The organism is Streptomyces sp. 63XJN7_1_ISO-PGPR-S23-121, assembly GCF_056173025.1.
The window spans coordinates 2,635,094-2,658,438 of sequence record NZ_CM149653.1; the positions used below are offsets into that span (position 1 = coordinate 2,635,094).

Below are 23,345 nucleotides of genomic sequence, written 5' to 3' on the forward strand. Positions count from 1 at the left end.
CGGTTTCGGAGAGACGAAGATCCCCTGCACCGCACTGCACGCCTCTGACCTGCGAATGGACCGCGACTCGTGAAAATCCTCATCAGCGCCGACATGGAGGGCGCCACCGGTGTCACCTGGCCCGGCGACGTGTTGCCGGGGACCCCGCAGTGGGAGCGGTGCCGGTCGATGTTCACCTCGGACGTGAACGCGGCCGTGCAGGGCTTCTTCGACGGCGGCGCCGACGAGGTGCTCGTCAACGAGGCCCACTGGAGCATGCGCAACCTGCTCCTGGAGCGGCTCGACGAGCGGACCGAGATGCTCACCGGGCGGCACAAGGCGCTGTCCATGGTGGAGGGCGTCCAGCACGGGGACGTGGACGGCATCGCCTTCATCGGCTACCACACCGGCGCCGGCATGGAGGGCGTCCTCGCGCACACCTACCTCGCCAACCAGATCACCGGTGTGTGGCTGAACGGCGTACGCGCCAGCGAGGGCCTGCTCAACGCGCACGTCGTCGCCGAGTACGGCGTGCCGGTGGTGCTGGTCACCGGGGACGACCTCGCCTGCGAGGACGCGCTCGGTTACGCGCCCGAGGCCATGAAGGTCGCGGTCAAGGACCACGTCTCGCGGTACGCCGCCGTGTGCCGCACCCCGGCCAGGACCGCCGCCGACATCCGGGCCGCGGCCAAGGACGCCGCGTCGCTCGCGGTGCGGTACGAGCCGGTGAGCGGCGGCCCGTTCACCGTCGAGGTGGAATTCGACGCCGAGCACCTGGCGGCCGCCTCGACCGTCGTGCCGGGCGTGGCCCGCGTCGGCGAGCGCAAGGTCGCGTACACCCACGACACCATGTTCGAGACCATCCGCACCTTCAAGGCGGTCACCACGATCGTCTCGGCCGCGGTGGAGGAGCAGTATGGCTGAGCACACCGAAGGCAGGACCGCGGGCCCGTCCGGGGGCACGGACGCGCAGGCGCTGGACGAGGTCGTCCGGTTCACGTCCGACCTCATCCGGATGGACACCACCAACCGCGGCGGCGGCGACTGCCGGGAACGCCCGGCCGCCGAGTACGCCGCCGAGCGGCTCGCCGAGGCGGGCATCGAGCCCACGCTGCTGGAGCGCACCGAGGGACGGACCAACGTCGTCGCCCGGATCGAGGGCACCGACCCCTCCGCCGACGCGCTGCTCGTGCACGGTCACCTCGACGTGGTGCCCGCGGAGGCCGCCGACTGGAGCGTGCACCCCTTCTCCGGGGAGATCCGCGACGGCGTCGTCTGGGGACGCGGCGCGGTGGACATGAAGAACATGGACGCGATGATCCTCGCCGTCGCGCGCACCTGGGCCCGGCAGGGCGTCCGGCCCCGGCGGGACGTGGTGATCGCGTTCACCGCGGACGAGGAGGCGAGCGCCGAGGACGGCTCCGGCTTCCTCGCCGACCGGCACGCCGGCCTGTTCGAGGGCTGCACCGAGGGCGTCAGCGAGTCCGGGGCGTTCACCTTCCACGACGGCGGCGGCCGGCAGATCTACCCGATCGCCGCCGGCGAGCGCGGCACCGGCTGGCTGAAGCTCACCGCGCGCGGCCGGGCCGGCCACGGCTCCAAGGTGAACCGGGAGAACGCGGTCACCCGGCTCGCGGCGGCGATCACCCGCATCGGCGAGCACGAGTGGCCGCTGCGGCTGACCCCGACCGTGAGCGCCGCCCTCACCGAACTCGCCGCCCTGTACGGCATCGACGCCGACCTGAGCGACGTGGACGGCCTGCTGGACAAGCTCGGACCGGCCGCCAAGCTGGTCGAGGCCACCGTCCGCAACAGCAGCAATCCGACGATGCTGGACGCCGGGTACAAGGTCAACGTCATCCCGGGCCAGGCCGTCGCCCACGTCGACGGACGGTTCCTCGCCGGCTGCGAGGAGGAGTTCCGCGCCACCCTCGACCGGCTCACCGGACCGGACGTGGACTGGGAGTTCGCCCACCACGAGGTCGCCCTCCAGGCGCCCGTGGACTCGCCGACGTTCGCGGGCATGCGCGCCGCCGTGGAGGAGTTCGCCCCCGAGGGGCACGTCGTGCCGTACTGCATGTCCGGCGGCACGGACGCCAAGCAGTTCTCGCGGCTCGGCATCACCGGCTACGGCTTCGCGCCGCTGAGGCTGCCGGAGGGCTTCGACTACCAGGCCCTCTTCCACGGCGTCGACGAACGCGTCCCGGTCGACGCCCTGCACTTCGGTGTCCGCGTCCTCGACCGGTTCCTGCGCACGGCCTAGCGCTCGCTCGACAAGGCTCTGGAGAAGAAGTTGGGGGAGTCAGTGCAGACTCTGGCGTACGGATCATGGCCCTCGCCGGTCGACGCGGCGCTCGCCGCCGCGCACGACGGACGGCCCGACGACGTGGGCTTCGTCGGCGACGAGGTGTGGTGGACCGCGCCCAGGCCCACCGAGGGCGGCCGGCGCACCCTGGTCCGCCGGCACCCGGACGGCACCGAGGAACCGGTGCTGCCCGCGCCGTGGAACGTGCGCAGCCGCGTCATCGAGTACGGCGGCCGCCCCTGGACCGCGCTCACGACCCCCGCCGGGCCGCTGGTTGTCTTCGTGAACTTCGCCGACCAGCGGCTGTACGCCTACGAGCCGGGCGGCGCCGAGCCGCGCCCGCTGACACCCGTGTCCCCGGTGGGCGGCGGACTGCGCTGGGCGGAGCCGCAGCCGCGCCCCGAGCGGGGCGAGGTGTGGTGCGTGCTGGAGGAGTTCACGGGCGAGGGACCGGGCGACGTGCGCCGGGTCCTGGCGGCGGTGCCGCTGGACGGATCGGCGGCCGGCGACCGGGGCGCGGTGCGCGAGCTCACCGACGACCGGCACCGGTTCCTCACCGGGCCGCGGGTCTCGCCAGACGGGCGGCGCGCCGCCTGGCTCGCCTGGGACCATCCGCGCATGCCGTGGGACGGCACCGAGCTGATCGTCGCCGACATCGGCCCCGAGGGCACGTTCCGGGACGCCCGGACCGTCGCCGGCGGCGCCGAGGAGGCGATCGCCCAGGTCGACTGGGCCCCCGACGGCGCCCTGCTGTACGCCTCGGACCGCACCGGCTGGTGGAACCTGTACCGCGACGGGCGAGCGCTGTGCACCCGCGAGGAGGAGTTCGGCGGGCCGCTGTGGAAGCTCGGGCAGCGCTGGTTCGCGCCGCTCGGCAACGGCCTGATCGCCGTGCTGCACGGCCGCGGCGCCACCGCCCTCGGCGTACTCGACCCGGAGACCGGCGAGGTCGTCGACGCGGCCGGCCCGTGGACCGAGTTCGCGGCCACCCTCGCCGCCCACGGCGAGCGGGTGGTGTCCGTCGGCGCCGGTCCGCGCAGCGCCTACGAGGTGGTGGAGCTCGACACGCGCACCGGCCGGACCCGTGTGACCGGCGCCCCGCACGAGGACGCCGTGGACCCCGCGTACTACCCCGAACCGCTGATCCGCACCTTCACCGGGCCCGGCGGACGCGACATCCACGCGTACGTCCACCCGCCGCGGCACCCCGGCTGCGTCGCCCCCGACGGCGAACTGCCGCCGTACGTGATCTGGGCGCACGGCGGCCCCACCAGCAGGTCGCCCCTGGTGCTGGACCTGGAGATCGCCTACTTCACCTCGCGCGGCATCGGCGTCGCGGAGGTCAACTACGGCGGCTCGACGGGACACGGCCGGGAGTACCGCAACCGGCTGCGCGGGCAGTGGGGCGTCGTCGACGTCGAGGACTGCGCGGCCGTCGCCCTGGCCCTGGCCGAGGAGGGCACCGCCGACCCGGCACGGCTCGCCGTGCGCGGCGGCAGCGCGGGCGGCTGGACGGCGGCCGCCTCGCTCACCGCCACCGACGTCTACGCGTGCGGCACGATCATCTACCCGATCCTCGACCTGACCGGCTGGGGCACGGGGGAGACCCACGACTTCGAGTCGCAGTACCTGGAGAGCCTGATCGGCCCCCTGGCCGAGGTGCCGGACCGGTACGCCGAACGGTCTCCCGTCGAGCACGCCGACCGCGTCACCGCGCCGTTCCTGCTGCTGCAGGGCCTGGACGACGTGATCTGCCCGCCCGTCCAGTGCGAGCGGTTCCTCGCCCGCATGGCGGGCCGCGGAGTGCCGCATGCCTACATCGCCTTCGAGGGAGAGGGCCACGGCTTCCGCCGGGCGGACACCATGGTGCGTGCCCTGGAGGCCGAACTCTCCCTGTACGCCCAGGTCTTCAAGCTTGACCGTCCCGACGTCCCGACCCTGGAGATGACCGGGTGAAGCCCCTGTCCCGCCCGTCCCGGCTCGCACCGGGCGCCCGCGTCGCCGTCGTCGCGCCCAGCGGACCGGTGCCCGAGGAGCGGTTGCAGGCGGGCCTCGACGTGCTGCGCGGCTGGGACCTGGACCCCGTCGTGGCACCGCACGTCCTGGACCGGCACGCCGCCTTCGACTACCTCGCCGGGACCGACGCCGACCGCGCCGCCGACCTCCAGTCGGCCTGGTGCGACCCGGCCGTGGACGCCGTGCTGTGCGCCCGCGGCGGGTACGGCGTCCAGCGCATGGCCGACCTGCTCGACTGGGAGGCGATGCGCGCGGCCGGGCCGAAGGTGTTCGTCGGCTTCAGCGACATCACCGCGCTGCACGAGGCGTTCGCCCGCCGGCTGGGCCTGGTCACGCTGCACGGGCCGATGGCCGCGGGCATCGACTTCCTGAAGAACGCGCGGGCGCAGGAACACCTGAAGGCCACCCTGTTCGCGCCGGAGACGGTCCGAGTCATCGCCTCCGGCACCGGTACGCCGATGGTGCCCGGCCGCGCGCGGGGCGTCACCCTCGGCGGCTGCCTCGCCCTGCTCGCCGCCGAGCTGGGCACCCCGCACGCCCGCCCCGGCGCCCGCGGCGGGCTGCTGTGCCTGGAGGACGTGGGGGAGGAGCCGTACCGCCTGGACCGCTACCTCACCCAGCTGCTGCGGGCCGGCTGGCTCGACGGCGTCGCCGGCATCCTGCTCGGGTCGTGGGAGCAGTGCGAGCCCGCCGAGCGGCTGCGCCCGATGCTGGCCGACCGGCTGGCGGGGCTCGGCGTGCCGGTCGCCGAGGACTTCGGCTTCGGCCACTGCGCGGGAGCGCTGACCGTGCCCTTCGGGGTGGCGGCGGAACTCGACGCGGACGCGGGCACCTTGACGCTGGACGAGCCGGCGCTGAGCTGACCGGGCATGCCTCCCGGGCGCGTCGTAGAGTGGCGGGATGCCGCACATCGCGACCCGCCACCTCGCCGAGGGCCCCCGCGTGGGCATACGCCACTTCACGTACGAGGACGGCGCCGAGTTCACCGCCCGGGTGCGCGAGAGCAAGGACCTGCACCACCCGTGGCTCTTTCCGCCGGACAGCGCCCAGGCCTACGCCGCCTACGCGTCCCGGCTGATCGAGGACCCGACCAAGGCCGGGTTCCTGGTGTGCGAGAAGGACGGCGGCGGCATCGCCGGATTCGTCAACATCAACAACATCGTGGGGGGCGGCTTCCTCAGCGGGGCCCTCGGCTACGGCGCCTTCGCGCACGCCGCGGGCCGCGGCCTGATGCGCGAGGGACTGGGCCTGGTCGTGCGGTACGCCTTCGGGCCGCTGCGGCTGCACCGCCTGGAGATCAACGTGCAGCCGGGCAACGCCGCCTCGATCGCCCTGGCCCGCGCCTGCGGCTTCCACCTGGAGGGCTTCTCGCCGCGCATGCTCTACATCGACGGGGCCTGGCGCGACCACCAGCGCTGGGCGATCACCGCCGAGACCGCGACTTCCGGTTGATCTTCATGGTGTCCAGGTCGGTGACCGACGACCTGAGGTCGCCGAATCCGTAGCCGAGTCCGCGCAGCACCGTCTCCGCCCGGTCCTCGGCGATCGCGGCGGCCATCTCCTCACCGTCCGCCGCGTCCGACAGCACGACGAACCGCATCGAGAAGTGCTTCAGCGGCGACGGCTCGTACGACAGCGAGCCCTCCTCGGTGAACCGCATGCTCGCCATCCCGTGTTCGCCGGCCTCGGCGAGCAGCCGGGCACGCGCGTCCTCGGTCAGCGCCGCCCAGGTGCCCCGGACGATCACCCGGTAGGTGTGCTGCTCACTCACGTGCCGCTCCTTCGTACGTACGCCGACCGCCCGACTGTAGGCCGACGCGGTCCCGGCAGCCAGCGAATTGAACGTGAGCCACATCGCGTGGACGCGGCCGACAGCGCCCCTGTTCACCGCGCCGGTGAGCGGCTTCCATGGGGAACCGTGACGACGATCCGACGTGAGGTACTGACGCTGCCCGCCGCGCCGCTGGGACCGGACAACCCGCTGCCGCCGCTGCGCCCGCTGGACGAGGCCCACCGCATCGACGACCGGGACCGGGCAGGCCTGCCGCGCGACATGGCCCGGCAGGTCGGCTACGAACCCCTGCGCAGCCTGCTGCCCGTACCGGTCAGGGACGGATACGGCCGGAGCCGCGCGCCGCGCGGCCTGGACGCCCTCGTGACCGAGAACGACCGGCTGAGGGCCACCGTCCTGCCCGGCCTCGGCGGCCGGATCGCCTCCCTCTTCCACAAACCCACCGAACGCGAACTCCTCTACGTAAACCCGGTGTTCCAGCCCGCCGACTTCGCCCTCAACGGCGCCTGGTTCTCCGGCGGCATCGAATGGAACATCGGCGCCACCGGCCACACCGCCCTGTCCTGCGCGCCCGTGCACGCCGCCCGGGTGCCCGCGCCCGACGGCGGGGAGATGCTGCGCCTGTGGGAGTGGGAGCGGCTGCGCGACCTGCCCTTCCAGGTCGACCTGTGGCTGCCCGAGGGCTCGGACTTCCTGCGCGTCGGCGTCCGGATCCGCAACCCGCACGAGCGGCCGGTACCGACCTACTGGTGGTCCAACATCGCCGTCCCCGAGGACCGCCGCGTCCTCGCCCCCGCCGACGAGGCCTGGCACTTCGGCTACGAGCGCCGGCTGCGCCGCGTCCCGGTCCCGTCGTACGACGGCGTCGACCGGACGTACCCGCTCAACAGCACCCACGCCGCCGACTGGTTCTACGAGGTGCCCGACGGCCGGCGCCGCTGGATCGCCGCGCTCGACGAGGACGGGCACGGGCTGGCGCAGACCTCGATCGACACCCTGCGCGGCCGCAAGCTCTTCGTGTGGGGCACGGGCCCCGGCGGCCGGCGCTGGCAGGAGTGGCTCACCGAGCCCGGCACGGGCGGCTACTGCGAGATCCAGGCCGGACTCGCCCGCACCCAGCTGGAGCACGTGAAACTGGAGGCCGAGAGCGAGGTGTCCTGGCTGGAGGCGTACGGGCCGCTCGACGCGGAGCCCGGGGGCGCGTGGCACACCGTGCTGCGCGGGGCGGAGGAGCGGCTGGAGGCCGCCCTGCCGCGCGCCGGCGTGGACGCCGCGTACGCGGCCTGGCAGCCGTACGCCGACGCCGAGCCCGGGGAGCGCCTCGCCACCGGATCGGGCTGGGGCGCGCTCGAGGTGCTGCGCACCGGCTGGAAGCTGCCCGGCACCCCCTTCGAGGAGAGCACCCTCGCGGATGAGCAGGAGCCGTGGCTGCGCCTGCTGCGCGCGGGCTACCTCCCGGAGCCGGACCGGCGCCGGCCGCCCGGCGGGACGCTGGTGGCCCGGCCCTGGCGGGACATGCTGGAGACGGCTCCCGCCACGCCGGACACCGAGTACCACCTCGGCATCGCCCAGTGGCACGCCGGCGACCTGGCGCAGGCGGAACGCAGTTGGGAACGCGGCCTGAAGGACGCCGCCGCCCGCTGGCCGTTGCTGCGCTGCCTCGCGCTGGCCGACCGGGAGGGCGGCCATCCCGAGCGGGCCGCCGACCGGTACGCCGAGGCCTTCGCCGACCTGTGCGCGCGGCGTCGCGGCGAGGACGGCCGGTGGGACGAGGGGGACGGCGGGGACGACGGCGGGCCGTGGCGGGCGGTGACGGCCGCGCTGGGACGCGAGGCGATCGAGGCGCTGCTCGCGGCCGGACGCACGGCGGACGCCCGTGCCGTGTGGGAGCGGCTGCCCGAAGTGGTGCGCACCCGCGGCCGGCCGGCTGGCCGAGGCCGGGCTGCTGCGCGCCGAGGGCCGGGGCGCCGAGGCCCTGGCCGTCTACGACGGGGGCTTCGAGGTCGCCGATCTGCGGGAGGGCGACGAGAGCATCGGCCGGCTGTGGGCCCGGCTCACCGACGAGCCGCTCCCGGCCCGCCACGACTTCCGGATGCGGCCGGACGGGGGGTGAGCCCCGACGCTCCGCCGCCCGGCCGCACGGTCACTGGGCCTGCCGGTCCACGTACTCGTAGACGCTTCCGTCGGGGTGACGGGCGATCAGGTTGCGGCCCGCGGGGGTGGGCACCGGGCCGGCGATGACGTCCGCGCCCAGTTCGGTCAGGACCCGGTGGGTCTCCTCGACGTCCGTCACCGCGATCGTCGCCGCCACCTTGCGCAGCACCTCGAGCTGGGACTCGGGGCCGCTCATCAGCAGGAAGCAGCCGACGGCGGCGACCTCGACGCCACCGCGCCCGAACCGCAGCGCCGGGGCGCCGGCCAGGCCTTCGTAGAAGGGGACCGCCCGGTCCAGGTCGTCGACACAGATACGCAGTGTGGCTCCCAGAATCTCCATACGGGCGAGCCTAGTTGCCGGTCGCGGGACGCGGGCCCCATGGACCGTCGGGTCGCGGGTACCCGTACGGCATGGACCGCATGGATCACTTGGAACACCTGGACAGGCAACTGGTCGACGAACTGGCGCAGGTGGCACGCGAGACCGTGCGCGACGAGCTGCGCGAGCAGACGCGGAAGCAGCGCCGCAAGGCCACGCTCTACGCCGCCTCCGGTGCCGCCGCGCTGTACGCGGGCGCGGCCCTCGCGCTCGCCGTGGGCCTGGCTCTCGCCATCGGCCTGCCCGGCTGGGCCGCCGCGCTGATCACGGCCGCCCTCCTGGGCGTCGCGGCCTACCTGCTGCGCGGAGCGGCCCGGCCGCACACCCCGGGGCCGGGCGCCGCCTCCGGGCACGGCGCGGCCGGACACGCCCCCGCCGCACCGCCGAACGGACTCGGCGTGCCGTACCCGCCGATGCCGCCGGTCGCCCCCGGCGAGGTGGCGGGCACCCCGGGCAGCACCGGCTTGCCGGCGCCGCGCCGGGACGACACCGGCCCGGAGGCCCTGCACCACCGCGGCTGACCCACCCACGGCAACGGCGGCGCCCCCGGACGAACAGTCCGGGGGCGCCGCCGTGAGAGGGCGTCGCCGGTCAGCCGCTCTCCTGGAGCTGCGGCAGCACCTTCGTGCGGTAGCAGTCGAAGAAACCGCGCATGTCGGGGCCGATCTGGTTGACGTAGACGCGGTCGAACCCGGCGTCGGCGAACTTCCTCAGCTCCGCCACGTGCTCGTCCGGGTCCTCGCCGCACACCCGGTTCTCGCGCACCATGTCCTCGGTGACCAGGGTCTGCGCCTGCTCGAAGTGCTTCGGCGAGGGCAGCACCTGGCCCAGCTCGCCCGGCAGCAGCTCGTTGGCCCACAGCCGGTGCACGGTCCGCACCGCCGCGTCCCTGTCGGTGTCGTAGCAGACCTTCGTGCCCCCGCTGACCAGCTTGCCGCCGCCCCCGCCCTTGCGGTACTGCTGCACCATCGACGCGTCCGGCATCATCGTGATGTAGCCGTCGCCCACCCGGGACGCCAGCGCGGTCGCCGCCGGTCCGAAACCGGAGATGTCGATCGGGATGGGCTCGTCGGGGACCGTGTACAGGCGGGCGTTCTCCACCGTGTAGTGCGTGCCGTGGTGGTTGACCTCCTCGCCGGTGAACAGCCGGCGCATGATCTGGACGGCCTCCTCCAGCATCTCCAGGCGCACGTGCGCGGCCGGCCAGGCGTCACCGAGGATGTGCTCGTTGAGCGCCTCGCCGGTGCCGACCCCGAGCCGGAAGCGGCCCTGCGTCATCACCGCGCTGGTCGCCGCCGCCTGCGCCACCACCGCCGGGTGGGTGCGCACGGTCGGGCACGTCACCGCCGTCTCGACCGGCAGGGACACGGCCTCGGACAGCGCGCCGATCACCGACCACACGAACGGGCTCTGCCCCTGCTCGTCGTTCCACGGGTGGTAGTGGTCCGAGATCCACAGTGCCTGGAACCCGGCCTGCTCGGCCATCCGGGCCTGCTCGATCAGCTCCGCGGGGCCGTACTGCTCGCAGGAGAGGAAATAGCCGTACTCGGGCATGGGCTGCCTCCAGGACGCGGGGCGGGTGGGTCCCGGCCCGAGTACCCGGGCGCAGGTTGGGAAACCGGAGGCGCGGGCCCGCCGGCGACGTTTGGGCACCCCGGCCAAGGGGACGCGGAAGGCTCACGAGGTACGCGACAGCCCGGAGGCGCATCGTGGGCCGACCCCGCATCGTCATCGTCGGCGCCGGCTTCGCCGGGTACCGGACGGCCCGCACCCTGTCCCGGCTCACCCGGCACCAGGCCGACATCACCCTGCTCAACCCGACCGACTACTTCCTCTACCTGCCCCTGCTGCCCCAGGTCGCCGCCGGCGTACTGGAACCGCGCCGGGTCACCGTGTCCCTGTCGGGGACCCTGCCGCGCGTCCGGCTGGTGCTCGGCGAGGCCGACGGCGTCGACCTGGACGGGCACACCGTGCACTACACCGGCCCGGAGGGCGGCGAGGGCACCCTGCGCTTCGACCGGCTGGTGCTCGCCGCGGGCAGCGTCAACAAGTTGCTGCCGATTCCCGGCGTCGCCGAGCACGCCCACGGGTTCCGCGGGCTGCCGGAGGCGCTGTACCTGCGCGACCACGTGACCCGGCAGGTGGAGCTGGCCGCCGCGGCCCGGGACCGCGCGGAGCGCGCGGCCCGGTGCACCTTCGTCGTCGTCGGCGCCGGGTACACCGGCACCGAGGTCGCCGCGCACGGCCAGATGTACACCGACGCGCAGGTCCGCAGGCACCCGATGCGCACCGGCATGCGGCCCCGCTGGATGCTGCTCGACATCGCGCCGCGCGTCCTGCCCGAGATGGACGAACGGCTCTCCCGCACCGCCGAGCGGGTGCTGCGGCAGCGGGGCGTCGACGTGCGGATGGGCACGTCGGTGAAGGAGGCCACCCACGACGGGGTCCTGCTGACCGACGGCACGACCGTCGACACGCGCACACTGGTGTGGTGCGTGGGCGTGCGGCCCGATCCGCTCGTGGAGTCCCTCGGACTGCCCATGGAGCGCGGCCGGCTGCTGGTCGACCCCCACCTCCAGGTGCCGGGGCACCCCGAGCTGTTCGCGTGCGGCGACGTGGCGGCGGTGCCGGACCTGGCCAACCCCGGCGGATACACGCCGATGACCGCGCAGCACGCCTGGCGGCACGGCAAGGTCTGCGCCCACAACGTCGCCGCGTCGCTCGGCATCGGCGGCGAGCGGCGGCCCTACCGCCACCGTGACCTGGGCTTCGTCGTGGACCTGGGCGGCGCCAAGGCCGCGGCCAACCCGCTCGGCGTCCCGCTGTCCGGCGCGGCGGCGGGCGCGGTCACCCGCGGGTACCACCTCGCCGCGATGCCGGGCAACCGCGTCCGGGTCGCGGCGGACTGGCTGCTGGACGCGGTACTGCCCCGGCAGGCCGTGCAGCTGGGTCTCGTACGGTCCTGGTCGGTGCCGCTGGAATCGGCGTCGCCCGAGCTGGCACGGGTCCCGGCGGGGGCGACGCCGCGCCGGACGGAGGACACGACGACGGGCCCCGGGCCCGGTGACGCGTCGGACCGGCCGGACGCCGGCCCACGGCGGGACACGCCGAGCGGCGACACCCCGGCGAGCCGACGGGTCGGCAGCGCCCCCGAGCCGGGCGGTGAGCCGGCGAATAGCCAGCCTGGCGGTGAGCCCGCGAGGAATCAGTCGGCCGGTGAGCCGGCGAAGGGCCAGCCGGGTGGTGAGCCGGCGAGGAATCAGCCGGGCGGTGAGCCGACGAATAGCCAGCCTGGCGGTGAGCCCGCGAGGAACCAGCCTGGCGGTGAGCCGGCGAAGAACCAGCCGGGTGGTGAGCCGGCGAAGAATCAGCCCGGCGGTGAGCCCGCGAAGGGCCGGCCCCCCGAGGCGCCGGCCCAGCCCGGCCCGCCGAAGCCGGCTGCGCCCAAGCCGGCTCCGCCCGAACCCGGCCCCGAGGGCGGCCGGGGCAGGCCGGGTGCGGCCGGGGCGCCCAAGCCCGGACCGTCGGGCGTCCGGGCCAAGCCCGGTCCGGCCGGAGCCCGGGGCAAGCCCCGGCCCGCCGCCGGCGGCCGTGTCAGGCCGCCGTCCTCCGGTGCCTCCGCCCCGACCCGCTCCGCCACCGGCCCCGCCGACCCCGGACCCGAACCGCCGGCCGACCAGCCGCCGCCCGGCCCCGGCAAGGCCCCCGGTCCCGTCAAACGCACCGACGGACCCTACGAAGGAGACTCATGAACACCGGTGAACTCGTCGAACTCGGACAGCAGTTGCGCGTCGACAGCGTGCGCGCCGCCGCCGCCGCGGGCTCCGGGCACCCGACGTCCTCGCTGTCCGCCGCGGACCTGATGGCGGTACTGCTCGCCAACCACCTCCGCTACGACTTCCAGCGCCCCGCCCACCCCGGCAACGACCGCTTCGTCCTCTCCAAGGGACACGCCTCGCCCCTGCTGTACTCCGCCTACAAGGCGGCCGGCGCCATCGACGACGAGGAACTGCTCACCTTCCGCAAGCTGGGCAGCCGCCTGGAGGGACACCCCACACCCCAGCGGCTTCCGTGGGTCGAGACGGCCACCGGTTCGCTGGGCCAGGGCCTGCCCGTCGGCGTCGGCATCGCCCTGTCCGGCAAGCGGCTGGACCACTCCGACTACCGGGTGTGGGTGCTGTGCGGGGACAGCGAGATGGCCGAGGGATCGGTCTGGGAGGCCGCCGAGCACGCCGGACACGAGAACCTCGACAACCTCACCGTGATCGTCGACGTCAACCGGCTCGGTCAGCGCGGTCCCACCCGGCACGGCCACGACCTGGACGCCTACGCCCGCCGCTTCAGGGCCTTCGACTGGCACACGATCGAGATCGACGGTCATGACGTCGACGCCGTCGACCGCGCCTACGGCGAGGCGCTGTCCACCAGGGGCCAGCCCACCGCGATCATCGCCCGGACCCTCAAGGGCAAGGGCGTGAAGGCCGTGGAGGACCGTGAGGGCCAGCACGGCAAGCCGGTGCCGGACGCCGACGAGGCGATCGGGGAACTCGGCGGCCCGCGCGACCTCACCGTCCGCGTGCACGAGCCGCCGTCCGCGCGTGCCCTGCACTCGGCCGGCTCCGGCCGGCTCGAACTGCCCCGCTACGAGAAGGGCGACGAGCTGGCCACCCGCAACGCCTTCGGCGAGGCGCTGGCCGCGCTCGGCACCGCCCGCGGCGACGTCGTCGCCCTCGACGGCGAGGTCGGCGACTCCACCCGCGCCGAGTTCTTCGCCAAGAAGCACCCCGAGCGCTACTTCGAGTGCTACATCGCCGAGCAGCAGATGGTCGCCGCAGCCGTCGGCATGGCGGCCCGCGGCTGGGTGCCGTACGCCACGACGTTCGCCGCCTTCCTCACCCGTGCCTACGACTTCGTCCGCATGGCGTCGGTCAGCGGCTCGGACCTCAACCTCGTCGGCTCCCACTCGGGCGTCGCCATCGGCCAGGACGGTCCCAGCCAGATGGGCCTGGAGGACCTGGCCATGATGCGGGCGGTCCACGGCTCCACCGTGCTCTGCCCGTGCGACGCCAACCAGACCGCCCGGCTCGTCGCCGGGATGGCGGAGCTGGAGGGCATCCGTTACCTGCGCACCTCCCGGGGCGAGAGCAAGGTGATCTACGGGCCGGACGAGGAGTTCCCCGTCGGCGGCAGCAAGGTGCTGCGTTCCTCGGACCGCGACCGGCTGACCGTCGTCGCGGCGGGCGACACCGTGCACGAGGCGCTGGCCGCGGCCGACGCCCTCGCCGAGGAGGACATCGCGGTCCGCGTGATCGACCTGTACTCGGTCAAGCCGGTGGACCGGGACACCCTGCGGCGGGCCGCCGAGGAGACCGGCTGCCTGATGTCCGTGGAGGACCACCGGGAGGAGGGCGGCATCGGCGACGCGGTCCTCGACGCGTTCACCGACGGGCGGCCGGTGCCCCGCCTGGTCCGGCTCGCCGTACGGACGATGCCCGGATCGGCGTCGCCGGAAGAGCAGCTGCGCGCGGCGGGCATCGACGCCGACTCCATCGCGGCGGCCGGGCGGCTGCTCGTGGGGGAGGCGGTCGTCGCGTGAGCCGTGACGGCGTACGCACCGTCCGGGCCGGCCGGCACACCGTGGAGGTGCACCGGCCCGGCAAGGTGCTGTTCCCCGCCGGGGACGGCCGCGACGGGAACGGCGGCGCCGAGGAGTACACCAAGGGCGACCTCGTCGACTACTACCGGGCCGTCGCCCCGTTCATGCTGCCGCACCTGCGGGACCGCCCGCTGATGCTGGAGCGGCACCCGGACGGCGTGGACGGCCCCCGGTTCATGCAGAAGAACACCCCCGAGCACTACCCGGACTGGATCCCCCGCGTCGAGGTGGCCAAGGAGGGCGGCACCGTCCACCACACCGTCTGCGACGACACCGCCACCCTGCTGTACCTCGCCGACCAGGCCGCCCTCACCCTGCACCGCTGGCAGTCGCGGACCGGGTGCGCCGACCGGCCGGACCGGATGGTCTTCGACCTCGATCCGGCCGGTGACGACTTCCCGCGGGTCCGCGAGGCGGCCGGGCTGCTGGGCGGCCTGCTCGACGAGCTGAGGCTCCCCTCGGCCCTCATGACCACCGGCTCCCGCGGCCTGCACGTGATCGTCCCGCTGAAAGGCGAGCAGAACCACGACGAGGTACGGGAGTTCGCCCGGGACGTCGCCGACACCCTGGCCGCCGCGCACCCCGGCCGGCTCACCACCGCCGCCCGCAAGAAGGACCGCGGCGACCGGCTCTACCTCGACATCCAGCGCAACGCCTACGCGCAGACCGCCGTGGCGCCCTTCTCCGTCCGGGCGCTGCCCGGCGCGCCGGTGGCGACCCCCCTGTCCTGGGACCAGCTGGACGACCCCGGCCTGCACGCCCGCCGCTGGACCGTCGCGGACGCCGTCGACCAGGCACGCACCCGGCCCTGGGCCGGGACCATGAGCCGCGCGCGGTCCCTGGCCCCCGCCCGGAGACGGCTGGACACCCTGCGCGGCTGAGGGCCGCACGGCCGGGACGACGGCCGCTCCGGTTGCGCGGACGCGTGGCACATGCATGGGCCCGTGGAGGTTTGGCGAACACACTTGCGGCCACACGGGAGGGAGAGGTGGCCATGTCGAACACGAACAACACGTCCGAATCACAGACCCGACAGCAGAGTTCACGAAAAACACAGAGTTCTCAAAAGTCCCAGGACTCACAGGACTCACAGGAAACGCAACAAGCACCGAAGGCGCGTCGACCCCGGCCGATGGAGATCCTCCGCGAGGCGCGTGCACAGCTCGCGGAGCTCACCGGGATGACGGCGGAATCCGTGTCGTCCTTCGAGCAGACGGAGGAGGGCTGGTCGCTGGAGGTCGAGGTCCTCGAGCTCGAGCGCGTGCCCGACACGATGAGCCTGATGGGCAGCTACGTGGTCGAACTCGACCCGGACGGGCAGCTCACCGGCTACCGGCGGGTCCGGCGCTACGAGCGGGGACGGGCCGACGCCCGCGGCGGGCGCTGAACCGCCCGTCCGACACCCACGCACACACACCCACGGAACGAATGGAGGGACAGCCGGCATGACTGTGGTTCCGGCACAACAGACCGGCGGCGGAGGCGGCAGCAGCGGCCTCTACGACGTGCTCGAGCTCGTACTGGACAGGGGGCTCGTCATCGACGCATTCGTGCGCGTCTCCCTGGTCGGCATCGAGATCCTCAAGATCGACGTCCGCGTCGTCGTCGCGAGTGTCGACACTTATCTGCGCTTCGCCGAGGCGTGCAACCGGCTCGACCTGGAGGCCGGTCCGCGCAAGGACCCGGGCCTGCCCGACCTGGTCGGTGAGATGACCGAGTCCGGTGCCCGCGGCAAGTCCAAGGGGGCGCTGTCCGGCGCCGCCGAGACCATCTCGGACGCGTTCAAGCAGGGCCGTGACGAGAGCGGCTCCGAGCGGGAGACGACCTCGCGCCCGCGCGCCCGCAAGACCGCGTCTTCGCGCCGTAAGGAGGAGCAGGAGTGAGCACGTACGTCTACGGCATCACCGCCGGGTCCCACCCCGCGCTTCCGGAAGGGCTGACGGGCGTCGGCGCGCCGCCGCGGGAGGTGCGCATCCTCAAGGAGGGCGACCTGGCCGCGGTCGTCAGCGACGCGCCCGAGGACCTGCGCCCCAAGCGCCGGGAACTGCTCGCCCACCAGAACGTGCTCAGTGAGGCCGGGGCGGCCGGCTGCGTCCTGCCCATGCGCTTCGGCAGCGTCGCCCCGGACGACAACGCGGTCACCGGAGTGCTGGCCGAGCGGGCCGAGCACTACCAGGAGCGTCTGCGGGCCCTGGACGACCGGGTCGAGTACAACATCAAGGCCAATCACGTCGAGGAAGCCGTGCTGCACCACGTGATGGCCGACAACCCGGAGATCCGCGCCCTCGCGGAGTCCAACCGGCAGTCGGGCGGCGGTAGTTACGAGGACAAGATCCGGCTCGGCGAGATGGTCGCCGCCGCCGTCAAGGACAAGGAGTCCGAGGACGGCACCGCGCTGGAGCGCGCCCTGCAGCCGGCCGCCGACGCCGTCAGCGTCGGCCCCGAGTCCACCGGATGGCTCGCCAACGTGTCGTTCCTGGTGAAGCGCGAGTCGGCCGAGGAGTTCCTGGCCGCCGTGGAGCGGGCCCGCAGGGAGATGCCGCACCTGGAGGTGCGCGTGAACGGGCCGCTGCCGCCGTACAGCTTCGTCGAGCCCGGCCCGGCCGAGCCCGCGGGCACCGCGGCCGGTGGCGCGGACGCCGGAGCGGGGTGACGACAGTGGGACTCTTCTCGGAGATCCTCCTGCTGCCGCTCGCCCCGGCGCGCGGCGGCGGCTGGGCCATCAGGCAAGTGCTCGCCGAGGCCGAGCGCATCTATTACGACCCCTCCACTGTCCGGGCCGAACTCGCCCGTCTCGAGGAGCGGTTGGAGGCCGGGGAGATCACCGAGGAGGAGTTCGACCAGGAGGAGGACGTGCTCCTGGACCGGCTGGAGATCGCTACGCGTTACAGCGCGGGATTGGGCAAGGGGACGGCGCCATGAATCGAACGGGACTGGGCCTCGCAGTAGGGGCCGGCTATCTGCTGGGACGTACGAAGAAACTCAAAATGGCGGTCGCCGTGGGCACCATGGTGGCCGGCAAGAAGCTGAATCTGACCCCGAAGGGGATCGCGGAACTGGTCTCCACGCAGCTGCAGAACAATCCGCAGTTCAAGGAGATCGGGGACCAGCTGCGCACGGACCTGCGGGGCGTGGGCAAGGCCGCCTCGGGAGCCATGGTCGAGCGGCAGATCGGCGCGCTCGCGGACCGTCTCCACGGGCGCACCGCCGAGGTGCGCGGCCAGCTCTCCGGCGAATCCCGCGACTCCGAGGACTCTCAGGACGCGGAGTACGAGGACGAGGAGCCGCGGGACGAGGACCGGCGGGACGAGGACCGGGACGAGGACCGGCGGGACGAGGCGGACGGGTCGCAGGAGTCCGGGCGCCGCCGCGAGCGTCCCGCGAAGAAGGCGTCCGAGACGGCCCGCGGGGCGGCGAAGAAGGCACCCGCGAAGAGGCCGGCCAAGAAGGCCGCCGCCAAGGCGCCCGCGAAGAAGACGGCCGCCAAGCGGGCACAGCCCGCCAAGAAGGCGGCCGGCAAGAACGCCCCCGCCCGCGGCGCCGGGTCCCGGCAGGCGAAGGGCGGTGGTGAGTGATGTCCGACACCCTCGGATCCGCGGCCTCCACGGCAGGCAAGGCCGCGAAGAAGAACCCGCTCACCGACGTGGCCCAGAGCGAGGCGGCCGACCGCCTGAAGGCGGAGGTGCAGGACTACCTCGCCGCCCAGGCCACACGGCTGCTCACCGGCGTCGGCCGCAAGCTCGGCGAGACCACCGGGAAGCTGAACGACATAGCCGACGGCAACAGCCCCGGCTTCGCCAAGCTCGCCCTCGACGGCGGACGCAAGCTCGCCGAGGGCAAGAGCCCGATGCGGGCCGCGCTCGAGGTCGGCGCCGGCAAGGTGAAGGACAACGTGGTCGGCGCCTTCAAGAACCTGGGCGGCGGCAAGGGGAAGAAGAAGGGCGGCGGCGGTCAGAAGCCGACCGTCATCATCGAGTACGTCGATGTCGGCGTGCCCCTGCGCACGGCCTACGACCAGTGGACGCAGTACCAGGACTTCAGCACCTTCGCCAAGGGCGTCAAGAGCGCGAACCGCGCCGACGACACGACCTCCGACTGGCAGCTGAAGGTCTTCTGGTCCAACCGGAGCTGGAAGGCGAAGACCACCGAGCAGGTGCCCGACGACCGGATCTCCTGGACGTCCGAGGGCGCCAAGGGCACCACCAAGGGTGTCGTCAGCTTCCACCAGCTCGCCGACAACCTCACCCGCGTCATCCTGGTCATCGAGTACTACCCGAGCGGCCTGTTCGAGAAGACCGGCAACATCTGGCGCGCCCAGGGCCGCCGGGCCCGGCTGGACCTGAAGAACTTCGTCCGCCACATCACCCTCAAGGGCGAGGCGGAGGACGGCTGGCGCGGCGAGATCCGCGACGGCGAGGTGGTCCAGAGCCACGAGGACGCGCTGGAGGAGGAGCAGGAGCAGGAGCAGGAGGAGGGCCAGGAGGGCGAGGAGGACCGCGAGGGCGAGGAGCCCGAGGCCCGCGAGGACGACGAGCAGGACGAGGACGGCGAGCCCGAGGAGTCCGACGAGGCGGAGGACGCCTACGAGGACGACGAGGACGACGACGAGGACGACGAGGACGCTCCGTACGCCGAGGAGGAAGAGGCGGAGGAGGCGCCCGAGGAGTCCGAGGAGTCCGAGGAGTCCGGGGAGCCCGCGGACGAGGACGACTACGAGGAGGAGCCCGAGGGAGAGTACGAGGAGGAGGAGGACGGCGGCGACGCCGACGCCGAGGGCGAGTACGAGTCCCGTGGTGAGTACGAGGACGAGGACGAGTACGCCGGCCGCAGGAGCAGTCGATGACCACTCCCAGCCGGCTGCCCGACCCCTATGGCCAGGGACAGAGCGCCAATCTCGCGGACATCCTGGAGCGGGTGCTCGACAAGGGCGTCGTCATCGCGGGCGACATCCGGATCAACCTGCTCGACATCGAGTTGCTGACGATCAAGCTGCGGCTCATCGTCGCCTCCGTCGACAAGGCCAAGGAGATGGGCATCGACTGGTGGGAGAGTGACCCGGCGCTCTCGTCGCGCGCCCGGCGCGACGAACTGACCCGGGAGAACGCGGAGTTGCGTGAGCGGCTGCGGGAGCTGGAGGCGGGACGCGTACCGAGGGAGGAGGAGCGATGACGGCACTGCGGTACGTCTACGCCGTCTGCCGGCCCTTCGACGTCCCCCTCCAGTCCCAGCTGACGGGGGTGGCGGGCGACCCGCCCAGGCTGCTGACCCATCACGGCCTGGTCGCCGTGGTCAGTCACGTGCCCGAGGCCGACTTCTCGGAGGAGGCGCTGCGGGCCCGCCTGGAGAACATGGACTGGCTCGCCGGGACCGCCCGCGCCCACCAGCAGGTCGTCGACGCGCTCACCGTCGTCACCACGCCGCTGCCGCTCCGGCTGGCCACCGTCTTCCGGGACGACAGCGGCGTCCGCGTGATGCTGGAGGAGCGGGAGGACGACTTCCGGCGCATCCTCGACCGGCTCCAGGGCCGGGTCGAATGGGGTGTGAAGGTGTACGTCGAGACGGACTCCGGGCAGCGGAACGGTCCGGCGGAGCCCGAGCCGAAGCCCGCCACGGGCCGTGACTACCTGCGGCAGCGGCGCATGCGGACACGGGCGCACGAGGACCAGTGGACCCGGGCCGAGGAATTCGCGACGCGCCTGCACGCGAACCTGTCCGACCGGGCCGACGACGCACGGCTGCACGCGCCGCAGAACCCCGCCCTCTCCGGCGCCGCCGGACGGAACGTCCTCAACGCCGCCTATCTGGTGCCGCGGGACGTGTCCGAGGAGTTCGTGGAGATGGTGGACCGCACGAAGGACGACACCCCGGGCATGCGCGTGGAACTCACCGGCCCGTGGGCCGCCTACTCCTTCGCGGGGGACGAAGCCGCCGAGGAGCGGGGTTCCGGCGCGGAGACCGCCGGCGGGAGGACGGCGGACGCCGGGGCCGCTGGGGAGGAGTCATGACCGTCGTCGAACGGCGTGAGATCGCCCTCGTGGACCTGCTCGACCGGCTGCTGGCCGGCGGCGTGGTCATCACCGGCGACATCACGCTGCGCATCGCGGACGTCGACCTGGTCCGTATCGACCTCAACGCGTTGATCAGCTCGGTCAACCGCAACGTGCCGTCGCCGTTCGGGGACTGATGTGAGCGAACAACCGGAACGCCGCAAGCACCTCGACCTGGACCCCGACACGGTCGAGCGCGACCTGATCAAACTCGTGCTGACCGTCGTGGAGCTGCTGCGCCAGCTCATGGAGCGCCAAGCGCTGCGCCGCGTCGACGAGGGCGACCTGAGCGAGGAGCAGGAGGAGCGGATCGGGCTCACCCTGATGCTGCTCGACGACCGCATGACGGAACTGCGCGACCGCTACGGACTGCGGCCCGAGGACCTGAACCTGGACCTCGGACCACTGGGACCGCTGCTGCCCCGGGAGTGAGCCTCCCGGGGCGGCAGGCCCCACCCCCGGCCGTCCGTCAGGCCTCCTTCCGGCACAGGATCTCGCCGTGCAGGACGGCGAACCACCCGTCGGGCCGGCGGCCCCACTCCCGCCAGGCCGCCGACACGGCCCGCAGCTCCTCCGCCGTCGCGTGGCCGTCCTCCGTGGCCCGCTCGGCGAAGGCGGAGGCCAGCGTGCGGTCCGCCCACAGGCCGCTCCACCACTCCCGCTCGTCCGGCGTCGAGAAGGTCCAGGTGGCCGAGGTCGCCGCGATGTCCGTGAACCCGGCCTCCAGAGCCCAGGCCTTCAGCCGGCGCCCCGCGTCCGGTTCGCCCCCGTTGGCGCGGGCCACCCCGCGGTACAGGTCCAGCCAGCCGTCCATGCCGGAGGAGGCGGGATACCAGGTCATGGCGCCGTAGTCCGAGTCGCGCACGGCGACGAACCCGTTCGGCCGCACCACCCGCCTCATCTCCCGCAGCGCCTGCACCGGGTCGCCCACGTGCTGGAGCACCTGGTGGGCGTGGACCACGCAGAACGTGTCGTCCGGGTAGTCCAGGGCGTGCACGTCGGCGACCGCGAAGGCGGTGTTGGACAGGCCCCGCGCGGCGGCGGTGGCGCGGGCCCGCTCCACGATCTCCGGCGACCGGTCCGCACCCGTCACGTGCCCGTCGGGCACCAGCTCCGCCAGGTCCGCGGTGATGGTGCCGGGGCCGCAGCCGATGTCCAGGATCCTCATGTGCGGCTTCAGCGAGCCGAGCAGGTAGGCGGCCGAGTTGGCGGCGGTGCGCCAGGTGTGCGAGCGCAGCACGGACTCGTGGTGTCCGTGCGTGTACACGGCGGTCTCCTGCGGTCTGGACATGGCCGATCCCCTCTGCGCGACTGCCCGACGCACCGGTGCGCGGGGTACGGCGACCCCGCCCGGCGGCAGGACCAACCGTACGCCCGCGCACCACATGATGAGACCCGCGTCTCAGTATGCGGTCTGATGCTCCGTCGGGCGCGGCCGTCGCCGCGTCAGGAAGCCGGGTGGGAGGACCGGGTGCCCGTCAGCGGCCGGTAGACGGTGAGCGCCTCGGGCAGTTTCTCCAGCGTCAGATCGCCCTGCGTCTCGGTGATCTCCCCGTCGTACGCCAGGAGCGTGCCCGGCGCGACACCGGTCAGCCGGAGCCGGCTCACCTGCACCGCCGCGTGGGCGGGGGAGCGGGTCAGCGGCCCGGCGAGGGCCGCGGAGAGCAGCCGCAGGGCCGGCCGGCGGCCGCCGTGCACCACCCGGATGTCCAGCTGCCCGTCCGCCAGGTCCAGCCGGCGGCCGGGGGCGAGGCCCATTCGGTGGTACGTGCCGTTGCCCGCGAACAGCATCCACAGCGGGCGCCTGCGCCCCTGCACCTCGGCCTCCAGCGGATGCCGGTCGGCGCGCAGCACCCGCACCGCCGCGAGCACCCCGGCCGGCCAGCCGCCGATCCGGGGCGACCAGTGCTCCCGCTCGCGGACCAGCTCCGGGTACACGCCGAGACTGAAGGTGTTCAGGAAGATGCCGCGCTTCCGGCAGGAGGTGAACCGGCCGACGTCCACGCGCACGCCCTCCCCGCCCTCCAGCGCCCGGCACAGGTCCTTGACGTCCTCCACGCCCAGGTCGTAGGCGAAGTGGTTGAGCGTGCCGCCCGGCAGCACGGCCAGCGGTACGCCGTGCCGCATGGCGATCTCCGCGGCGGCGTTCACGGTGCCGTCGCCGCCGCAGACGCCGAGCACCCGGGCGCGGCCCGCCGCCTTCTCCAGCTCGTCGCCGACGTCCTCCGGCGCGCTCTCGACGACCTCGGCCCCGGGCAGCGCGTCGCACAGCGCGCGCACCCGGTCCGCGGTGCCCGAGGCGGTGTTCGCCACCATCACCAGGCCCTCGCCCCCGGGCAGTGCCGGCAGCTCGGCGCGCGGCCTGGCCGGCGGGATGAGCTGGGCCCGGGTCGGCACCATGCCCCGTACGGCGAACGCCGCGCCCGCGCCCAGCGTCGCCCCGGCGAGCACGTCGCTCGGGAAGTGCACACCCGTGTAGACCCGCGAGAGGGCCACCGCGGCGGCCACCGGCGCCACCGCGGCGCCCCACGCCGGCGACTCCAGCGCGACGCCGGCCGCGAACGCGGCGGCCGACGCGGCGTGCCCCGACGGGAACGACGTGGTGATCGGCTGCCTCTTCAGCTGCCGGACCACCGGCACCGGGTCCAGCACCGGCCGCGGGCGGCGGACCGAGCGCTTGCCGAGGGTGTTGATCGTCAAGGAGGCCAGGCTCAGCGAGGCGAGACCCCGGACGGCGGCGCGCCGGGACCGCGGAGTGCGGGCCGCGGCCAGCGCGGCGGCGGCGGCGAACCACAGCACGCCGTGGTTGGCGCTGCGGCTGAGCCGGGGCAGCAGGGGGTCGGCGCCGGGCCAGTGCCGGGCGGCGACCGCCTCGAACACGCGCTGGTCCAGCCGCAGCAGGCCGTCGCGGACCGGGTGCGGGCCGGGCGTCGGGACGGTGAGGTCTACATCGGGGCTCATTCCTCCCGCCTACCCGGCGGGCGGCTTTTCCTGCGGGTGGCGAACCGCACCCGTCC

At 73.8% G+C, this 23,345-nt stretch carries 24 protein-coding genes and 1 pseudogene; 20 read left to right on the forward strand and 5 right to left on the reverse strand.

Annotation, left to right across the window (positions count from 1 at the left end; genetic code table 11):
* The first annotated feature begins 69 nt into the window (after nucleotides 1-69).
* Genes AC0VYN_RS11420 through AC0VYN_RS11440 form a run of 5 tightly spaced genes read left to right on the forward strand, consistent with a single transcriptional unit; the run spans nucleotide 70 to nucleotide 5,752 of the window.
* Nucleotides 70-903 carry a M55 family metallopeptidase gene (locus AC0VYN_RS11420; RefSeq protein ID WP_386924167.1) on the forward strand — a complete coding sequence of 278 codons (834 nt, stop codon included), beginning with the start codon at nucleotides 70-72 and terminating at the stop codon, nucleotides 901-903.
* Entirely contained in the window at nucleotides 896-2,242 is a 1,347-nt protein-coding gene (locus tag AC0VYN_RS11425; protein ID WP_475535876.1) for a M20/M25/M40 family metallo-hydrolase, read from the forward strand. The genes AC0VYN_RS11420 and AC0VYN_RS11425 overlap by 8 nt, the downstream gene beginning before the upstream one ends.
* A gap of 30 nt (nucleotides 2,243-2,272) precedes the next feature.
* Nucleotides 2,273-4,240 (forward strand): dipeptidyl-peptidase 5, encoded by a 1,968-nt coding sequence (locus AC0VYN_RS11430; RefSeq protein ID WP_475535877.1) that lies wholly within the window; start codon nucleotides 2,273-2,275, stop codon nucleotides 4,238-4,240.
* Nucleotides 4,237-5,163: a S66 peptidase family protein gene (locus AC0VYN_RS11435; protein WP_385458671.1), complete on the forward strand. Its 927-nt coding sequence runs from the start codon at nucleotides 4,237-4,239 to the stop codon at nucleotides 5,161-5,163. The genes AC0VYN_RS11430 and AC0VYN_RS11435 overlap by 4 nt, the downstream gene beginning before the upstream one ends.
* Before the next feature lie 37 nt (nucleotides 5,164-5,200).
* Nucleotides 5,201-5,752 carry a GNAT family N-acetyltransferase gene (locus tag AC0VYN_RS11440; RefSeq protein WP_385458669.1) on the forward strand — a complete coding sequence of 184 codons (552 nt, stop codon included), beginning with the start codon at nucleotides 5,201-5,203 and terminating at the stop codon, nucleotides 5,750-5,752.
* On the opposite strand, the gene AC0VYN_RS11445 is transcribed toward AC0VYN_RS11440, so the two are convergent.
* Nucleotides 5,724-6,071, reverse strand: a complete 348-nt coding sequence (locus AC0VYN_RS11445) for a DUF6204 family protein (protein WP_385458667.1) — start codon at nucleotides 6,069-6,071, stop codon at nucleotides 5,724-5,726. The genes AC0VYN_RS11440 and AC0VYN_RS11445 overlap by 29 nt on opposite strands.
* A gap of 147 nt (nucleotides 6,072-6,218) precedes the next feature.
* On the opposite strand from AC0VYN_RS11445, the pseudogene AC0VYN_RS11450 reads away from it, so the two are divergent.
* Nucleotides 6,219-8,205, forward strand: a pseudogene (locus AC0VYN_RS11450) (DUF5107 domain-containing protein).
* 30 nt (nucleotides 8,206-8,235) lie between these two features.
* Here AC0VYN_RS11450 and AC0VYN_RS11455 read toward each other — a convergent pair.
* Nucleotides 8,236-8,586: a VOC family protein gene (locus tag AC0VYN_RS11455; RefSeq protein WP_475535878.1), complete on the reverse strand. Its 351-nt coding sequence runs from the start codon at nucleotides 8,584-8,586 to the stop codon at nucleotides 8,236-8,238.
* A 71-nt stretch (nucleotides 8,587-8,657) separates the two neighbouring features.
* Between AC0VYN_RS11455 and AC0VYN_RS11460 the strand changes: the two genes are divergently transcribed.
* Nucleotides 8,658-9,146, forward strand: coding sequence for a phage holin family protein (locus AC0VYN_RS11460; RefSeq protein ID WP_475535879.1), 489 nt, complete (start codon nucleotides 8,658-8,660; stop codon nucleotides 9,144-9,146).
* Nucleotides 9,147-9,216: 70 nt separating this feature from the next.
* Here the strand turns inward: AC0VYN_RS11460 and AC0VYN_RS11465 are convergent, their stop codons facing one another.
* Nucleotides 9,217-10,179, reverse strand: a complete 963-nt coding sequence (locus AC0VYN_RS11465; RefSeq protein WP_475535880.1) for an LLM class F420-dependent oxidoreductase — start codon at nucleotides 10,177-10,179, stop codon at nucleotides 9,217-9,219.
* 155 nt (nucleotides 10,180-10,334) lie between these two features.
* Here AC0VYN_RS11465 and AC0VYN_RS11470 point away from each other — a divergent pair, with 155 nt between their 5' ends.
* The 13 genes from AC0VYN_RS11470 to AC0VYN_RS11530 all read left to right on the forward strand — a co-directional run bounded on the left by AC0VYN_RS11470 (nucleotide 10,335) and on the right by AC0VYN_RS11530 (nucleotide 20,760).
* On the forward strand, nucleotides 10,335-12,377 hold the full coding sequence (locus AC0VYN_RS11470) for an NAD(P)/FAD-dependent oxidoreductase (RefSeq protein WP_475535881.1): 2,043 nt from the start codon (nucleotides 10,335-10,337) through the stop codon (nucleotides 12,375-12,377).
* Nucleotides 12,374-14,221 (forward strand): transketolase, encoded by a 1,848-nt coding sequence (locus AC0VYN_RS11475; RefSeq protein ID WP_475535882.1) that lies wholly within the window; start codon nucleotides 12,374-12,376, stop codon nucleotides 14,219-14,221. Before AC0VYN_RS11470 ends, AC0VYN_RS11475 begins: the two co-directional genes overlap by 4 nt.
* Nucleotides 14,218-15,162 (forward strand): non-homologous end-joining DNA ligase, encoded by a 945-nt coding sequence (ligD, locus tag AC0VYN_RS11480; RefSeq protein ID WP_475535883.1) that lies wholly within the window; start codon nucleotides 14,218-14,220, stop codon nucleotides 15,160-15,162. The genes AC0VYN_RS11475 and ligD overlap by 4 nt, the downstream gene beginning before the upstream one ends.
* Before the next feature lie 113 nt (nucleotides 15,163-15,275).
* The gene (locus AC0VYN_RS11485; protein WP_385462984.1) at nucleotides 15,276-15,668 is read left to right on the forward strand and encodes a gas vesicle protein GvpO; all 393 of its coding nucleotides are present in this window, start codon (nucleotides 15,276-15,278) and stop codon (nucleotides 15,666-15,668) included.
* 58 nt (nucleotides 15,669-15,726) lie between these two features.
* A complete protein-coding gene (locus AC0VYN_RS11490) occupies nucleotides 15,727-16,164 on the forward strand; it encodes a gas vesicle structural protein GvpA (protein ID WP_475535884.1) in 438 nt (145 codons plus the stop codon).
* A complete protein-coding gene (locus tag AC0VYN_RS11495) occupies nucleotides 16,161-16,934 on the forward strand; it encodes a GvpL/GvpF family gas vesicle protein (RefSeq protein WP_385462978.1) in 774 nt (257 codons plus the stop codon). Before AC0VYN_RS11490 ends, AC0VYN_RS11495 begins: the two co-directional genes overlap by 4 nt.
* Nucleotides 16,935-16,939: 5 nt before the next feature.
* Complete coding sequence (locus AC0VYN_RS11500) at nucleotides 16,940-17,203, forward strand: gas vesicle protein GvpG (RefSeq protein ID WP_385462975.1); 264 nt, start codon at nucleotides 16,940-16,942, stop codon at nucleotides 17,201-17,203.
* Nucleotides 17,200-17,856 (forward strand): DNA primase, encoded by a 657-nt coding sequence (locus AC0VYN_RS11505; RefSeq protein WP_475535885.1) that lies wholly within the window; start codon nucleotides 17,200-17,202, stop codon nucleotides 17,854-17,856. Before AC0VYN_RS11500 ends, AC0VYN_RS11505 begins: the two co-directional genes overlap by 4 nt.
* Nucleotides 17,856-19,124, forward strand: coding sequence for an SRPBCC family protein (locus tag AC0VYN_RS11510; RefSeq protein WP_475535886.1), 1,269 nt, complete (start codon nucleotides 17,856-17,858; stop codon nucleotides 19,122-19,124). The genes AC0VYN_RS11505 and AC0VYN_RS11510 overlap by 1 nt, the downstream gene beginning before the upstream one ends.
* Complete coding sequence (locus AC0VYN_RS11515; protein ID WP_385462967.1) at nucleotides 19,121-19,450, forward strand: gas vesicle protein; 330 nt, start codon at nucleotides 19,121-19,123, stop codon at nucleotides 19,448-19,450. The genes AC0VYN_RS11510 and AC0VYN_RS11515 overlap by 4 nt, the downstream gene beginning before the upstream one ends.
* The gene (locus AC0VYN_RS11520; protein ID WP_475535887.1) at nucleotides 19,447-20,286 is read left to right on the forward strand and encodes a GvpL/GvpF family gas vesicle protein; all 840 of its coding nucleotides are present in this window, start codon (nucleotides 19,447-19,449) and stop codon (nucleotides 20,284-20,286) included. Before AC0VYN_RS11515 ends, AC0VYN_RS11520 begins: the two co-directional genes overlap by 4 nt.
* The gene (locus AC0VYN_RS11525) at nucleotides 20,283-20,465 is read left to right on the forward strand and encodes a gas vesicle protein (RefSeq protein WP_077799359.1); all 183 of its coding nucleotides are present in this window, start codon (nucleotides 20,283-20,285) and stop codon (nucleotides 20,463-20,465) included. Before AC0VYN_RS11520 ends, AC0VYN_RS11525 begins: the two co-directional genes overlap by 4 nt.
* Nucleotide 20,466: 1 nt before the next feature.
* Complete coding sequence (locus AC0VYN_RS11530) at nucleotides 20,467-20,760, forward strand: gas vesicle protein K (RefSeq protein ID WP_385462960.1); 294 nt, start codon at nucleotides 20,467-20,469, stop codon at nucleotides 20,758-20,760.
* A gap of 37 nt (nucleotides 20,761-20,797) precedes the next feature.
* On the opposite strand, the gene AC0VYN_RS11535 is transcribed toward AC0VYN_RS11530, so the two are convergent.
* Together AC0VYN_RS11535 and AC0VYN_RS11540 are read right to left on the reverse strand one after the other, a co-directional pair.
* Entirely contained in the window at nucleotides 20,798-21,619 is an 822-nt protein-coding gene (locus AC0VYN_RS11535) for a methyltransferase domain-containing protein (RefSeq protein ID WP_475535888.1), read from the reverse strand.
* Nucleotides 21,620-21,774: 155 nt separating this feature from the next.
* Nucleotides 21,775-23,289: a phosphatase PAP2 family protein gene (locus AC0VYN_RS11540; RefSeq protein ID WP_475535889.1), complete on the reverse strand. Its 1,515-nt coding sequence runs from the start codon at nucleotides 23,287-23,289 to the stop codon at nucleotides 21,775-21,777.
* Nucleotides 23,290-23,345 lie beyond the last annotated feature (56 nt).